We start from the raw sequence: 14,833 nt of genomic DNA, 5'->3' as shown, positions 1-14,833 counted from the left end.
TTGAATCTCAAGGAGTTTTCCGTTTCGACTGCGCCGGAAGTGGGGCGAATTATAGACATCTGAAATCTGCCGTCAACCGTTAATTTCGCTTTTCTTTCAAAAACTTAGAAAACACCCTCCTTTCTATATACACCCTCCTTTCTATATAGAGGTGCGGCAGACACCGAAAAGGCGCGCCTGGTGAGCAGGCGAAAGACTACGGGCAGGATGGATCCCAAGCAGACCGAAGGATCATAAAGCGAAACAAAGGAAATAACGGCATGAAGCAACCTCACCAGGCGGCGAGTGCTACTAATAGAAAGGAATTCAAACAAAAGATGGTGTCCCAGGGCAGGTTCGAACTGCCAACCTTCCCCTTAGGAGGGGGATGCTCTATCCAATTGAGCTACTGAGACACAAGGTTGTCGCGAGCAGACGCAGCACGACAGACGGCGTGCATGTTAACGGCCAAGCCCCGATTTGTCATGTCATCCGTAGGCATATTAAGTGTAGGCATGCGCGCTGCAATGCTGCGGGAAGATTTACCGGGCATTTTGCACGCCGCCAAAAAGCCTTCATTGCAGATTGCAACCTGAATAATCCGGATACCACTTTCAAATCCTTGTTTTTAAAGGACTTAACAGCAGTTAGACTGTTGGCACGACGGCTGCTATGCCTGTTCTATAGAAGAACAATCGGAGCGCCGACTCATGAACACCACCCTCTTGCTTGCAAACGCTGCTGCTTTGGCGATTCTCGTCGGCTCTCACTTTATTCCCGAAAGCAGCGCGCCGGAATCCGTAGCCCAACGCATGCCTCACTATCTGCAAGTGCAGAAGCAGCCTCAACTGGCGGTTCTGAGCGATAAGAGCAGCTATACGCCAAGGGCTGTCAGTGCCCCCGAACAAGCCCTGCCAACCCAAACGGTCGAACGTCTGGTTTTTTGAAATATCTTCAGGAGTACAGCATGTCAAAGTCAGCAGCAGGATTTCTGATCCTTGCCTTAATGAGTGGCGTTATGCATTTTTCGCTGTTCGAGGACGCCGAAATCACCCTGCCCCTGATTGCTTGCGGCGTCTTTTCGGTATTGTTTGTACTAGCTCTTGTTGCCGGGCGCAAAATCAAGTTTGACCCGGTGCTTCGCTAAGCCGGATCACATCCAGCAATTGATATACCGCGTCGACCAGATCACCCGAGTTGTCGATCATATGTACTGCCCCATCGCTTGAGCGCCTGTCCTTGAACAGTGCATTGCGAGCAAGACGCGCCTCTATCTGCTCAAGCGTCTCTCGACCTCGTCGAAGCAGACGCTCACGCAAAACCTGATCGTTTACCGTCAACAGAACCGGAACCAGCGCCGGATAACGATCAAGCGCCTGGCGCAAGTTGGCGCGAGAACCGTTTACCAGCACATGTCGCCCGGCCGCCAGCCAACGATTCATCTCGATAGGAATCCCATAGGAAAGACCGTTCGCCTGCCACGCGAGAGAGAAATCCCCCGCACGCTCACGCCGCGCAAACTCTTCTGGCGTCACACCGATCGCATCTTCGCCCACGGACTCGGCTGATCGTGTGATGACCCGCCGCATGATCTCGCAGTTCATCACCCGCAATGGTTCGCGCGCAGCTTCCAGCAGACTGTCCTTGCCCGAACCGGAAGGCCCCATCAGGTAAATAAGCTTGCCATCCATCCTGAAAACGCCCTCCGGCCCACGCCTGCCACTAGTAAATCGGCAATTTGCCACTATCCTGTAGAGACATGGAGCAAGGATAGAAAGCCGCTAGCATGCACGCTCTGAGGTCTTCGGACATCAACTGATGTGCAACGTGAAGCGACCAGTAGTGCGAACCAGGGCGAAGTTTTCAAACCAGTCCGCATTTCTGATGATTGGTGCTGGCATTACGCCTTTACCCAGCTCAATATTTGTCACAGAATTGACGCCAATGATCTGGCAATTTTGAGGCATGATGCCGGCCTCTTAACAATTCAGGTTGAACCATTTGGCGCGGATGCTTGTCCTACCACACATCCTGCGGCCAATCCCGAGAACCGCTCCCCTGAACTAACCGGTTAAATATATGCGCCCATTGAAACAGGCAATTTATTCCAGCCGTACGGCTGACAAGTTCGTCGTACGTCTGCCAGACGGAATGCGTGAACGCATTGCCGAGGTGGCTCGCAATCATCATCGCAGCATGAACTCCGAGATCATTGCGCGCCTTGAACAGAGTCTTATTCAGGAAGGTGCACTGGGCGAAGAGCTGAGCATGCGCCTGGACAGCCCTGAGCTGTCGCTACACGAGCGCGAGCTGCTGCAACGCTTCCGCCAGCTGTCTCACCGCCAGCAGAACGCTTTGGTATCTTTGATTGCCCACGACGCCGAAATGGCAGCAGACGCGTCCTGAGCCACACCGAACACCTCAAGCCAGCTTGATTGCTGGCTTTTTTTTGCGTGGATTTTAAGTATTCGCAGGCACAAAAAAGCCCGCCAATCAGGCGGGCTGTCTCGACACAGCAAATCAGAGCAGGAAGATTGTTGCTAACCCAAGGAAGATGAAGAAGCCACCGCTGTCGGTCATGGCAGTGATCATTACGCTCGCCCCCATCGCCGGATCTCGACCCATTTTCGCCAGGGTCATCGGGATCAATACCCCCATCAATGCAGCCAGCAGCAAATTAAGTGTCATCGCAGCTGTCATGACCACACCCAACGACCAACTTCCGTAGAGCAGATAGGCAACTACACCGATCACACCACCCCAAACCAGACCATTGATCAAGCCAACGGCAAGCTCCTTGCGCATGAGGCGTGATGTATTGCCGGTGCTGACCTGGTCAAGCGCCATGGCACGAACGATCATGGTGATCGTCTGGTTACCCGAGTTACCACCAATACCGGCAACAATCGGCATCAATGCCGCGAGCGCTACCAGCTTCTCGATCGAGCCTTCAAACAGGCCAATCACCCGCGAAGCGACAAATGCGGTGATCAGATTGACCGCCAGCCAGGCCCAACGGTTGCGCAGCGACTTCCAGACGGAGGCGAAGATATCTTCCTCTTCACGCAGACCCGCCATGTTGAGGACTTCGTTTTCGCTCTCTTCACGAATCAGGTCGACCATTTCGTCGATGGTCAGACGGCCGATCAGCTTGCCGTTCTTGTCGACCACCGGGGCCGAAATCAAGTCATAACGCTCGAATGCCTGGGCGGCGTCGTAGGCATCTTCATCCGGATGGAAACTCACCGGATCGCTGGCCATCACTTCGGCCACCTGCTTCTCAGGATCATTGACCAACAATCGCTTGATCGGCAGCACGCCCTTGAGCACGCCGTCGTAGTCCACCACAAACAGTTTGTCGGTATGGCCCGGCAGCTCTTTAAGGCGACGCAGGTAACGCAACACCACTTCGAGACTGACATCCTCACGGATCGTCACCATCTCGAAGTCCATCAGCGCACCGACCTGCTCCTCGTCATAGGACAAGGCCGAGCGGACACGCTCGCGCTGCTGGTTATCCAGACTCTCCATCAGCTCATGGACGACGTCTCGCGGCAGCTCGGAGGCCAGGTCAGCAAGTTCGTCGGCGTCCATGTCCTTGGCCGCAGCCAAGAGTTCGTGATCGTCCATGTCGGCGATCAGCGTTTCACGAACGGAATCGGATACTTCGAGAAGAATATCGCCGTCGCGATCAGCCTTGACCAATTGCCAGAGCGTCAGACGGTCGTCCAGCGGCAAGGCTTCAAGGATGTAGGCAACGTCGGCGGAGTGCAGGTCATCGAGCTTGCGTTGCAACTCGACAAGGTTCTGCCGGTGTACCAGGTTTTCAACCCGGTCGTGATGCGCGCCTTCCTGGCGGTGAGTGAGGTCTTCGACGACCCGTTGACGCTGCAGCAGCTCGACGACTTGAGCCAGGCGATCCTGCAGGCTTTCCTGTGTTTTCTTTACTTCGATTTCAGACATAGGCGAACTCCACTCCCAGCAGCGGGGCACGCCGGAAGGATCAATCAGTCAATTCATGATTGGTGAAACTGTTTACTGAGTAACTACTGGGTAAGTCCATGGAGGTTTTCCATAAGCCCCGGCGGGGCTGACGGGCGCAATGATACACCGCCTGACGGTTTTAAACGTTAAAAAATCACGGTCGAAACAAGCGCTTGCGAAACAAACCTGAGCGCTGTCCTGATCCTTGCAAATGCGACGACTCATTCTGAAAAGAAAACACACCTGCGTAAAAAAATGCAGCGACTACCCTTCAGCGTAGATCGTCATGGAGGACGTCGAATGCCATCAAAGCCAATTCTTTTCCTGCTGTCCTGTCTGCTCTACCTGCCACAAAACGGTGAGGCGGCAACCTTGCATCGTTGCGAAGCGGCGGACGGCAGCCTCACATTTACATCAATGAGTTGCGCACAAGGCGAACGACTCTCGAAGCAGGAGGTTCACCCCTACTCGCCCGGCTCCGTCGTAGCGATCATGCCGGAAGCGAATCACGAAAAAACAATCGGTGGTCGAGAGCCCGGCATCATCGGCGGTGCAGAGCACATATGCGGTAACGTGATCGATGCCAGGCAACGCCGCGAAGCCATCATCAATCGGCGCGTCATTGCCGGGATGAGCGCACAAGATGTCGAGAGCGCTTTAGGCAAACCGGACAAGGTCAATATCAGGACGTCGATGACAAGTTATCGATACGACCTCAAGCGAGGCCGTTCTGCTCAAGTCGATTTTGACCAGAGAGGATGCGTAAGGGAAAAAGCCAAATCCCGGACAGCAAAAAGCCCGCGTTAAACGCGGGCTTTTCGGTATATGGTGCACTCGACAGGATTCGAACCTGTGACCGCTCGGTTCGTAGCCGAGTACTCTATCCAGCTGAGCTACGAGTGCATTTTGTGTTTTTAGCCCAGACCACAACTGGGTGAAACCAAGTTATTCACATTGCTGCAACTAACTCTTAAATGGTGCACTCGACAGGATTCGAACCTGTGACCGCTCGGTTCGTAGCCGAGTACTCTATCCAGCTGAGCTACGAGTGCATTTGTGTTTGTTAGACCAGATCACACCTGGTTGAAGCCGAGTCATTTACATTGCTGTAACTGACTCTTAAATGGTGCACTCGACAGGATTCGAACCTGTGACCGCTCGGTTCGTAGCCGAGTACTCTATCCAGCTGAGCTACGAGTGCATTTGTTGCGCCGCATTATAGCCCGTCTAATCTCTATTCCAACCACTTTTTCTATTAATTTCAACAACTTACAGAAAAAGCCAGATTACGACGTACTAAGCAAATAATGGCGGAGAACGGGGGATTCGAACCCCCGACACCCTTTTGAGGTGTACTCCCTTAGCAGGGGAGCGCCTTCGGCCACTCGGCCAGCTCTCCGCAACACGGGGCGTATCTTAACCAACCTTTTCCCCGTTTGCAAACATAAAAATCGATAAAAATTAATGGCTTGGTTCTTCGTCCTTCTCTTTCTTTATACGCAGGTAAATTTCCTCACGGTGCACGGCAACCTCTTTCGGGGCGTTGACGCCGATACGCACCTGGTTTCCTTTAACGCCGAGCACGGTCACGGTGATTTCGCCGTCACCGATAATCAGGCTTTCTGCGCACCGACGGGTCAGAATCAGCATACCTTTCTCCTTACGCAATTCAGTTCAGGGACAACAGTCTGCAAAAAAAAGGCACCCGACCTACAACCGGAGCGATCGTAGCCCTACATGCCTGAGTATTGACCAGCGCGAGCAAAAGAACAGTTCAGGGCTCGCGCCATTCAAAAAATAAAGGGCGCGGTCAGACCGCGCCCTTCAAGAATTGGAATTACTCGCCTTGACGGGCAGGCGCATCCAGTTCGAAAGCCGTGTGCAGGGCGCGCACGGCCAGTTCCAGGTACTTCTCTTCAATCACTACGGAAACCTTGATTTCCGAAGTCGAGATCATCTGGATGTTGATGCTTTCTTTTGCCAGGGATTCGAACATGCGGCTGGCCACACCGGCGTGGGAACGCATGCCGACGCCGACGATCGAGACCTTGGCAATCTTGGTGTCGCCAACCACTTCACGGGCACCGATCTCGCGAGCGGTATTTTCCAGCACGGTCTGTGCGGCCTGATAGTCGTTGCGGTGTACGGTGAAGGTGAAGTCGGTGGTGTTATCGTGCGCGACGTTCTGCACGATCATGTCGACTTCGATGTTCGCGGCACTGATCGGGCCGAGAATCTTGAACGCCACGCCCGGGGTGTCTGGCACGCCACGGATGGTCAGCTTGGCTTCATCGCGGTTGAAAGCGATGCCGGAAATGATCGGCTGTTCCATGGTTTCCTCTTCATCAATAGTAATGAGGGTGCCCGGACCCTCCTTGAAGCTGTGCAGTACGCGCAGCGGAACGTTGTACTTGCCGGCGAATTCCACCGCACGGATCTGCAACACCTTGGAACCGAGGCTGGCCATTTCCAGCATCTCTTCGAAGGTAATCTTGTCCAGACGCTGAGCGACCGGCACAACGCGCGGATCGGTGGTGTAAACACCATCGACGTCGGTGTAGATCTGGCACTCGTCAGCCTTCAACGCAGCTGCCAATGCCACACCGGTAGTGTCGGAACCGCCACGACCGAGGGTGGTAATGTTGCCGTGCTCGTCGACGCCCTGGAAACCGGCGACAACCACCACGCGACCTGCTTTCAGATCACCACGAATCTTCTGGTCATCAATCTGCAAGATACGCGCTTTATTGTGCGCACTGTCGGTCAGGATCCGCACCTGATTACCGGTGTACGACACCGCCGGCACACCGCGCTTGATCAGCGCCATGGCCAACAGGGCAATCGTCACCTGCTCACCGGTGGACACGATCACGTCCAGCTCACGCGGAACCGGTTGGCCATCGCCACTGATTTGCTTGGCCAGATCGATCAGACGGTTGGTTTCGCCGCTCATTGCAGACAGCACAACCACCAGGTCATCGCCGGCATCGCGGAATTTCTTAACCTTGTCGGCGACCTGCTCGATTCTCTCGACAGTACCGACCGAGGTGCCTCCAAATTTCTGTACGATCAAAGCCATTTCAAAGCCGCCTCTGCCCATGAAGGGCGCCCAATAATCACTCGAACAGCCACCGCGCCCGCCACTAGACTGCGAGCGCGATGGACCGTCTTATAAACCCTGCTCGACGAATGGAACGGTCAGCGCCAGTGCGCCATCCAGTGCGCCGGCATCAACACCGCCGCCCTGCGCCATGTCCGGACGACCACCGCCCTTCCCGCCCACTGCCGCAGCAGCCTGTTTCATCAAATCACCGGCTTTGAGTTGGCCAGTCAGGTCTTTGGTTACGCCTGCAACCAGAACGACCTTTTCCTCATGGACACTGCCGAGCAGGATCACTGCGCGGCCGAGTTTGTTCTTCAACTGATCAACCAGCGCCAGCAGCGCCTTGGCGTCCTGACCATCCAGACGTGCGGCCAAAACCTTCACGCCCTTGACGTCCAGTGCCGAGGACGACAGATCGTCGCCCGCCGCGCTCGCCGCCTTGGCTTGCAACTGCTCGAGTTGCTTCTCCAGTTGGCGATTGCGCTCCAGCACAGCCGACAGCTTGTCGATCAGGTTGTCGCGGCTGCCCTTGACCAGGCTGGCCGCTTCCTTGAGTTGTTCTTCTGCCGCATTCAAGTACGCCAGTGCTGCAGCACCGGTCACTGCTTCGATACGACGCACGCCCGAAGCCACACCGCCTTCGCTGATGATTTTCAGCAGGCCGATGTCGCCGGTACGGTTGGCGTGGATACCGCCGCACAGCTCGACGGAGAAATCGCCGCCCATGCTCAGCACGCGCACGTTGTCGCCGTACTTCTCGCCGAACAGCGCCATCGCGCCTTTGTTCTTCGCGGTTTCGATGTCGGTTTCTTCGGTTTCAACCGCGGAGTTCTTGCGAATCTCGGCGTTGACGATGTCTTCCAGCGCTTTGATCTGCTCAGGCTTGATCGCTTCAAAGTGGCTGAAGTCGAAACGCAGGCGCTGGCTATCCACCAACGAACCTTTCTGCTGAACGTGCTCGCCCAGAACCTGGCGCAGTGCCGCGTGCAGCAAGTGCGTGGCCGAGTGGTTCAACGAAGTGGCGTGACGCACTTCGGCGTCGACGTGGGTTTCCACTGGCGCGCCGATGGTCAGGCTGCCCGAATCCAGCACACCGTGGTGCAGGAACGCGCCGCCGGTCTTGGTGGTGTCACGTACGTCGAAACGTGCGCTGCCGGCCTGCAGATAACCACAGTCGCCGATCTGGCCGCCGGATTCAGCGTAGAACGGCGTCTGGTTCAGCACGATCACCGCCTCTTCGCCTTCATTCAAGACGTCGACCGACTGGCCATCTTTATAGATAGCGACGATTTTTGCCGAACCGCTGGTGTCTTTGTAACCGGTGAACTCGGTGGCCACATCAACCTTGACCAAGGTGTTGTAGTCCAGACCGAACGAGCTGGCCGAACGCGCACGCACACGCTGGGCTTCCATCTCACGTTCGAAGCCGACTTCATCGACAGTCAGGCTGCGCTCGCGGGCGATGTCGGCGGTCAGGTCCATCGGGAAACCGTAGGTGTCGTAGAGTTTGAACACCACGTCGCCCGGCACCACGGTGCCTTTGAGTTCCAGCAGATCCTGCTCGAGAATTTTCAGGCCGTGCTCCAGCGTCTTGGAGAACTGCTCTTCTTCAGCCTTGAGCACGCGCTCGATGTTGCTTTGCTGCTTTTTCAGTTCCGGGAAGGCTTCGCCCATCTCGGCAACCAGTGCGGCAACGATTTTGTAGAAGAAGCTGCCAGTAGCGCCCAGCTTGTTACCGTGACGGCAGGCGCGACGGATGATCCGGCGCAGCACATAACCGCGACCTTCGTTGGACGGCAGCACGCCGTCGGCAATCAGGAAGCCGCACGAACGGATGTGGTCGGACACGACTTTCAGCGAAGACTGATCGCCGTTTTTGCAGCCGATCGCTTCGGCCGAAGCCTTCAACAGGTTTTTGAACAGGTCGATGTCATAGTTGGAATTGACGTGCTGCATCACCGCACTGATCCGCTCCAGGCCCATGCCGGTGTCGACCGACGGCGCTGGCAACGGATGCAAGACGCCATCGGCGGTGCGGTTGAACTGCATGAACACGTTGTTCCAGATCTCGATGTAACGGTCGCCGTCTTCTTCCGGCGAGCCCGGCGGGCCGCCCCAGATGTGGTCGCCGTGATCGTAGAAAATCTCGGTGCATGGGCCGCACGGGCCGGTATCGCCCATGGTCCAGAAGTTGTCGGAAGCGTATGGCGCGCCCTTGTTGTCGCCGATGCGGATCATGCGCTCGACCGGCACACCGATTTCTTTGGTCCAGATGTCATACGCTTCGTCGTCGGAGGCGTAGACGGTGACCCAGAGTTTTTCCTTCGGCAGTTGCAGAACGCCGGTCAGGAAGGTCCACGCGTAAGTAATCGCGTCCTTCTTGAAATAGTCACCGAAACTGAAGTTACCGAGCATTTCGAAGAACGTGTGGTGACGAGCGGTATAACCGACGTTTTCCAGGTCGCTGTTCTTGCCACCGGCACGCACGCATTTCTGGCTGCTGGTCGCACGGGTGTACGCACGTTTTTCCTGGCCCAGGAAGCAGTCCTTGAACTGGTTCATCCCCGCGTTAGTGAACAGCAGGGTTGGGTCGTTGCCCGGAATCAAAGAGCTGGAGGCTACACGGGTGTGGCCTTGCTCTTCGAAGAAGCGAAGGAAGGCTTCACGGATTTCTGCGCTTTTCATTAGGTTCTTCCACGGAGGCTGCGGCCAAAGGCCTGTTCGAAACGTCAACAGACGAAGCGACGGCAAAGGGCCGCATTATATCGGCCCTGCGCGCGGGGTACAGCGTGTTTATACGATAGAAACGGTCAATTGGACGGCTAACGCTGTCACTTGCGCGAAAAGTCGACGAATGTCGCGATCACTTGCTCGATTTGCGCGCGACTGACGTCCATGTGCGTGACCATACGCAGACGCGCGGCGGCACTCAACTTGATCCTGCGCTCGGCAGCAAAGGCCTTGATCGCTTCGGCCTTGTCGCCCATTTGCACATAAACCATGTTGGTTTGCACCGGTTCGACGATGAAACCTGCTTCACGCAGACCGTCGGCCAAAAACTGCGCGTTGGCGTGGTCATCCGCCAGACGCTCGACGTTGTGATCCAGCGCATACAGCCCCGCCGCCGCCAGCAAACCGGCCTGACGCATGCCGCCACCGACCATTTTGCGCAAACGGCGGGCCTTGCCGATCAGTTGCTCGGAGCCGCACAGCACTGAACCCACCGGCGCGCCAAGGCCTTTGGACAGGCACACCGATACCGAATCGAAATGCTGGGTGATATCCCGCGCATCCACCCCGAGTTTGACCGCTGCGTTGTAAAGACGCGCGCCGTCGAGGTGCAGTTGCAGGCCATGGTCTTGGGTGAATTTACGCGTCCGCGCCAGATATTCCAGCGGCAATACCTTGCCCTGCATGGTGTTTTCCAGCGCCAGCAAACGGGTACGAGCGAAATGGAAGTCGTCCGGTTTGATCGCTGCCGCGACTTGATCCAGATCCAGCGAACCGTCGGCCTGCACTTCAAGCGGCTGCGGCTGAATCGAACCCAACACCGCCGCGCCACCGCCCTCGTACTTGTAGGTGTGCGCCTGCTGACCTACAACGTATTCGTCGCCGCGCTCGCAGTGCGCCATTAACCCGAGCAGGTTGCTCATGGTGCCGGTCGGCACGAACAGCGCTGCGGCAAAACCCAGACGTTTGGCCAGTTCGGCCTCCAGACGATTGACCGTCGGGTCTTCGCCGTACACATCGTCACCGGTGTCCGCAGCGGTCATCGCGTCGAGCATGGCGGGTGTCGGTTGGGTGACGGTGTCGCTGCGAAGATCGATAACGCTCATGAACCTGGCCTCAATTCAGCAGGGGAAATCCCTTTACGAAGTGGAATTACTGCGGTCATGGCGCAGATTAATCAACCCTTGCGCAAGGATTTTTCGTTTCAAGCCGTCTGGAAAATCGATAGCAATCATCAAAAAGGCGCAATGCACCGACACAAAATCTGTGTTAAAAACGCTGCGCCGCCCGAGAAAGGGCGGCAAAAACGTTCTCAGGGCGGGGTGCAATTCCCCACCGGCGGTAATTGCGCGCAATGCGCATAGCCCGCGAGCGCTTGGCGACGACCACGGCATTAAGCGGTGATCGGCGGCAAGGTCAGCAGACCCGGTGTGATCCCGGGGCCGACGGTCATAGTCCGGATGAAGAGAGAACGGGATTAACGCCAAAGGGCCGTCCGCGCGATGTTGTGCGTGAGCGCACCCTTGAATCCCTTTCGATTCATAACGCCCTGTTTTTCACACAAACAGGAGTCAGAACATGCAACCCACCGCTATCGACAGCAAAAGCAAACACCCACACGGCGAGCGCGTTGCGTTCATCCAGGCCTGCTGGCACAAAGAAATCGTCGACCAGAGCCGTAAAGGCTTCGTCGCCGAAATGATCGCCCTGGGTTATCAGGAATCGGACATCGATATCTTCGAAGTCGGCGGCGCTTTTGAAATGCCTCTGCACGCCAAGTTGCTGGCCAAAACCGGTCGTTATGCCGGCATCGTCGCCGCAGCCTTGGTGGTGGATGGCGGCATCTACCGTCACGAGTTCGTCGCTCAGTCGGTGGTCAGCGGCCTGATGCAAGTGCAACTGGAAACCGAAGTGCCGGTGTTCTCGGTTTCGCTGACGCCGCATCATTTCCATGCGGGCGACGAGCATCAGAAGTTTTTCTTTGAGCACTTCGTGCACAAGGGTCAGGAAGCGGCGCGCACTTGCGCGGATACGCTGCGCAAGGTTCGTGCACTGCGCCGTACTGAGCCGCATGCTGTAGCGGTCTAAGCCTCTAACGATCGTTCCCATGCATCGCTCGGGAACGATCATCACCTGTAGGAGCTGTCGAGTGAAACGAGGCTGCGATCTTTTGATCTTTTAACAACAAGATCAACAGATCGCAGCCTTCGGCAGCTCCTACGGGGTTTGGCCCGCGTACCAGAGTTTGTGGACCATCCCTGCAGTTAGGTCAGGCGAGGTTTTCGTCGGTGGCCGGGACGATCAGGATGCCCGCGCGCAAGCCGTTCTTGACCTTGGGATTAGGGAAGATGATTCGTGCGCCCTGTTCCTCGATGATCCAGCGGGTATTGGCCAGATCCTCGGCCAACACATAGCCCATCTCCAACTCGGAAAAGTTTTCGACGTCCTGTGGCAGGTTCAAGCGAAAGGCATCGCTGTGCTTGATGATTTCCCGCGCCACACTGAACAGCTGCAAACCGTCCAGATGCGCTTCAGCCATCTCTGGCTCAGTGCCTTCAATGATCTGCTGCAGGCGGGTTTCCAGCAACGAGACGTTAACCCCGTCGTTCTGCCCGAACGGCCGCGCCTTGCCCAGTTCCAGGGTGAAAGCCTCGGCACCGAGCTTGTCGTAGGTGTAAGCGCTGAACACGATCGAGGGTTTGTTCTGCAGCAGCACCGCTTCCATCCCGGCAGCCCGTAGACGCGCCAATTCCTGGCGCGAATGCTGGCGACCTTCCTTCCACGGATACAGCGCAAACTGTTCGATCTTCGAACCGCGAATCGCCGTGTGCAGGTCGTAGTGCAGGCGCTGGCGATCCGGCAGGCTGAAAAAACTCGCCGCCAACCGTTCCAGCTCACAAGCACGCAGCGCTTCCGAGCCGCTGCTTTGTTCATGACGGCCGTTGAACAGCCGATTGACGTCCTGCTCGATGAAACGCTCGCCTTTGCGAATCGCTTCCGGGTTACCGAACAGGAACAGAATGCGAGCACGCGGCTTCAAATCGCCGCGAGCGATGTCGTGCAGCAGCCGATCAAGCAATTCGATCGGCGCTGTTTCGTTGCCGTGGATGCCTGCCGACAGCAGCAGGTCCAGGCCATTGTCGCGCGCTTGCGGTGGCCGGACTTCCAGCGCACCTTCGCTCAACCAGCGCATGCGCACGCCTTCGACAGTCAGTTGAGTCTTCTCCGCCGGTTCGCGGCCGGCGAGGGTCAGTTCAAGCAGTTTGCCGAGGGCGAGCATAGAGCGGTTTCCTTAGTGGTCGTGGTTGCAATCCGGGCCGTGCACGTGGTCTTCGTCGTCGCCAACGTCGGCCGGTTCCATTTCCAATTGCAGACTTACCAGATTAGTCGCCAATGGGCGCAGCAGCAGGTTGGCGTACTCGGCGTCACCTTCTTCAACGTCGACGCCGATCAGCAGTTGGCCACGGCCGTCCTGCTGGATCCACAGCTCTTTGCCTTGCCACATGACCGCAACGCGGGTGCAGGAAGTTTCCAGTTGCGTGCCGTCGGTGTCTTCAAGGATCAGCTGCAGGGAATCGCTCATGTTTTTACTCTCTTGGTAAGACAAGCCGCGCGCCGCGTTCGGGCGACGCGCCGGCCATCAATTGATCTGGAATGGATAAACCGCGCCCAGTTTAAGGATTTGCGTCAGTTCATCCAGTGCCGTCCGGCATTCAAGCAACAATTGCGGGTCCGCCAGATCGGTTTCGCTCAGGCGGTCGCGGTAGTGCTTTTCAACCCATGCGGTCAACGAACCGTACAACGGTGGCGTCATGATAACCCCTGGGTTGACCGCCGCCAGTTCGGTTTCGTTAAGCGCGACGCGCAGTCGCAGGCACGCCGGGCCGCCGCCGTTCTGCATGCTTTGCTTGAGGTCGAAGACTTTCACTTCGCGGATCAGGCCACCGGAGCTGGTCAGGCTTTGCAGGTAAGCCCAGACGCGTTCGTTGGCCTGGCACTCTTGCGGCACGATCAGCAGCATCGAACCGTCAGGACGCGAGAGCAATTGGCTGTTGAACAGGTACGAACGCACTGCGTCATCCACGGTGACTGCCGAACGCGGCACACACACGGACTGGAAGTTGCCGCCGACTTTGGCCAGTTTGCCTTGCAACTCGGCCAGCATCGACTCGGTGTCGAGGAACGCGTCCTCGTGGTAGAACAAGACCTCGCCATTGCCCACGGCAATCACGTCGTTGTGGAACACGCCTTGATCGATCACGTTCGGGTTCTGCTGGGCGTAAACCACGCCTTCATCACGTAGACCGTGCAGACGCGCAACCGCTTGCGAGGCTTCGAGGGTCTGGCGTGCCGGGTACTTTTGCGGCGCCGGGAAACGGTTGTCGAACGCACTGCGACCGAACACAAAGAACTCAACGCCCGCCTCGCCATACTCACGGCAGAAACGTGTGTGGTTGGCCGCGCCTTCGTCACCGAACTGCGCCACTGCCGGCAACGCGGCGTGATGAGCGAAGTGTTGCTGATTGGCGAACATCGCGCCGAGTACGCGACTGGTAGTCGGGTGCTCGATGCTGCGGTGGTATTTGCAGTTGAGGTTGGCAGCGGTGAAATGCACGCGGCCATCAGCGGTGTCGGCACTCGGGCTGACCGTGGCGGCGTTGGCCACCCACATGCTCGACGCCGAGCAACTGGCGACCAGCAGCGGCATGGCTTCTTTAGCGGCGCGCTCGATGACCTGAGCGTCGGTGCCGCTGAAACCCAGACGGCGCAGAGCGGCCACGTCCGGACGTTCCTGCGGCGCCAGCACGCCTTGCTGAAAGCCCATTTCCATCAGCGCTTTCATCTTCGCCAGACCTTGCAGCGCCGCTTCCTTCGGATTCGAGGATTGCTGGCTGTTGCTCTGGGACGCAACGTTGCCGTAGGACAGACCACCGTAGTTATGGGTCGGCCCCACTAGACCGTCAAAATTGACTTCATAGGATTTCATCAGCGAGGCTCCACGAGAATCTGTTGTTATAGGCTTCAGGTAACAATTCA

Annotated in this window: 14 protein-coding genes, 5 tRNA genes and 1 riboswitch; of the genes, 5 read left to right on the top strand and 14 right to left on the bottom strand. The window is 57.0% G+C overall.

What is annotated here, in order from left to right; genetic code table 11:
• Window positions 1-318 precede the first annotated feature (318 nt).
• A tRNA-Arg gene (locus ACQ4MY_RS08355) sits at window positions 319-395 on the bottom strand.
• Window positions 396-689: 294 nt separating this feature from the next.
• Here ACQ4MY_RS08355 and ACQ4MY_RS08350 point away from each other — a divergent pair.
• Both ACQ4MY_RS08350 and ACQ4MY_RS08345 read left to right on the top strand, forming a co-directional pair.
• Window positions 690-926 (top strand): hypothetical protein, encoded by a 237-nt coding sequence (locus ACQ4MY_RS08350; RefSeq protein WP_008086071.1) that lies wholly within the window; start codon window positions 690-692, stop codon window positions 924-926.
• A gap of 20 nt (window positions 927-946) precedes the next feature.
• Entirely contained in the window at window positions 947-1,126 is a 180-nt protein-coding gene (locus ACQ4MY_RS08345) for a PA3371 family protein (protein WP_008086073.1), read from the top strand.
• Here the strand turns inward: ACQ4MY_RS08345 and phnN are convergent.
• Window positions 1,101-1,670 carry a phosphonate metabolism protein/1,5-bisphosphokinase (PRPP-forming) PhnN gene (gene phnN, locus ACQ4MY_RS08340; protein ID WP_440094750.1) on the bottom strand — a complete coding sequence of 190 codons (570 nt, stop codon included), beginning with the start codon at window positions 1,668-1,670 and terminating at the stop codon, window positions 1,101-1,103. The genes ACQ4MY_RS08345 and phnN overlap by 26 nt on opposite strands.
• Window positions 1,671-2,058: 388 nt before the next feature.
• Between phnN and ACQ4MY_RS08335 the strand changes: the two genes are divergently transcribed.
• The gene (locus tag ACQ4MY_RS08335; RefSeq protein WP_003178899.1) at window positions 2,059-2,385 is read left to right on the top strand and encodes an Arc family DNA-binding protein; all 327 of its coding nucleotides are present in this window, start codon (window positions 2,059-2,061) and stop codon (window positions 2,383-2,385) included.
• 114 nt (window positions 2,386-2,499) lie between these two features.
• On the opposite strand, the gene mgtE is transcribed toward ACQ4MY_RS08335, so the two are convergent.
• Window positions 2,500-3,942 carry a magnesium transporter gene (mgtE, locus tag ACQ4MY_RS08330; RefSeq protein ID WP_008086078.1) on the bottom strand — a complete coding sequence of 481 codons (1,443 nt, stop codon included), beginning with the start codon at window positions 3,940-3,942 and terminating at the stop codon, window positions 2,500-2,502.
• Between the two features lie 321 nt (window positions 3,943-4,263).
• Between mgtE and ACQ4MY_RS08325 the strand changes: the two genes are divergently transcribed.
• Window positions 4,264-4,770 carry a cell envelope protein SmpA gene (locus ACQ4MY_RS08325; protein ID WP_440094748.1) on the top strand — a complete coding sequence of 169 codons (507 nt, stop codon included), beginning with the start codon at window positions 4,264-4,266 and terminating at the stop codon, window positions 4,768-4,770.
• A 19-nt stretch (window positions 4,771-4,789) separates the two neighbouring features.
• Here the strand turns inward: ACQ4MY_RS08325 and ACQ4MY_RS08320 are convergent.
• From ACQ4MY_RS08320 to ltaE, 8 genes are all read right to left on the bottom strand, one after another.
• Window positions 4,790-4,866, bottom strand: a tRNA-Arg gene (locus ACQ4MY_RS08320).
• 72 nt (window positions 4,867-4,938) lie between these two features.
• Window positions 4,939-5,015 (bottom strand) — tRNA-Arg (locus ACQ4MY_RS08315).
• A 72-nt stretch (window positions 5,016-5,087) separates the two neighbouring features.
• Window positions 5,088-5,164, bottom strand: a tRNA-Arg gene (locus ACQ4MY_RS08310).
• Window positions 5,165-5,271: 107 nt separating this feature from the next.
• Window positions 5,272-5,362, bottom strand: a tRNA-Ser gene (locus ACQ4MY_RS08305).
• 62 nt (window positions 5,363-5,424) lie between these two features.
• Entirely contained in the window at window positions 5,425-5,613 is a 189-nt protein-coding gene (gene csrA, locus ACQ4MY_RS08300) for a carbon storage regulator CsrA (RefSeq protein ID WP_002554426.1), read from the bottom strand.
• A 187-nt stretch (window positions 5,614-5,800) separates the two neighbouring features.
• Window positions 5,801-7,042, bottom strand: coding sequence for an aspartate kinase (locus tag ACQ4MY_RS08295; RefSeq protein WP_008086083.1), 1,242 nt, complete (start codon window positions 7,040-7,042; stop codon window positions 5,801-5,803).
• 90 nt (window positions 7,043-7,132) lie between these two features.
• The gene (gene alaS / locus ACQ4MY_RS08290; RefSeq protein ID WP_440094745.1) at window positions 7,133-9,751 is read right to left on the bottom strand and encodes an alanine--tRNA ligase; all 2,619 of its coding nucleotides are present in this window, start codon (window positions 9,749-9,751) and stop codon (window positions 7,133-7,135) included.
• Window positions 9,752-9,897: 146 nt separating this feature from the next.
• On the bottom strand, window positions 9,898-10,902 hold the full coding sequence (gene ltaE / locus ACQ4MY_RS08285) for a low-specificity L-threonine aldolase (RefSeq protein ID WP_440094743.1): 1,005 nt from the start codon (window positions 10,900-10,902) through the stop codon (window positions 9,898-9,900).
• A gap of 198 nt (window positions 10,903-11,100) precedes the next feature.
• Window positions 11,101-11,273: riboswitch (FMN riboswitch) on the top strand.
• A gap of 101 nt (window positions 11,274-11,374) precedes the next feature.
• Here ltaE and ACQ4MY_RS08280 point away from each other — a divergent pair.
• Window positions 11,375-11,884, top strand: a complete 510-nt coding sequence (locus ACQ4MY_RS08280; protein WP_007919335.1) for a 6,7-dimethyl-8-ribityllumazine synthase — start codon at window positions 11,375-11,377, stop codon at window positions 11,882-11,884.
• 181 nt (window positions 11,885-12,065) lie between these two features.
• Here the strand turns inward: ACQ4MY_RS08280 and astE are convergent, their stop codons facing one another.
• Genes astE through astB form a run of 3 tightly spaced genes read right to left on the bottom strand, consistent with a single transcriptional unit; the run spans window position 12,066 to window position 14,783 of the window.
• Window positions 12,066-13,076, bottom strand: coding sequence for a succinylglutamate desuccinylase (gene astE / locus ACQ4MY_RS08275; RefSeq protein WP_440094741.1), 1,011 nt, complete (start codon window positions 13,074-13,076; stop codon window positions 12,066-12,068).
• A gap of 12 nt (window positions 13,077-13,088) precedes the next feature.
• The gene (locus ACQ4MY_RS08270; protein WP_007919345.1) at window positions 13,089-13,379 is read right to left on the bottom strand and encodes a hypothetical protein; all 291 of its coding nucleotides are present in this window, start codon (window positions 13,377-13,379) and stop codon (window positions 13,089-13,091) included.
• Window positions 13,380-13,436: 57 nt separating this feature from the next.
• Entirely contained in the window at window positions 13,437-14,783 is a 1,347-nt protein-coding gene (astB, locus tag ACQ4MY_RS08265) for an N-succinylarginine dihydrolase (protein WP_158957668.1), read from the bottom strand.
• Window positions 14,784-14,833: the final 50 nt, after the last annotated feature.

The sequence above is a fragment of the Pseudomonas sp. SM4 genome (assembly GCF_051913165.1).
Lineage (GTDB): Bacteria > Pseudomonadota > Gammaproteobacteria > Pseudomonadales > Pseudomonadaceae > Aquipseudomonas.
Note: the sequence above shows the minus strand (reverse complement) of the source record. Positions and strands in the feature narration are given on the sequence as shown.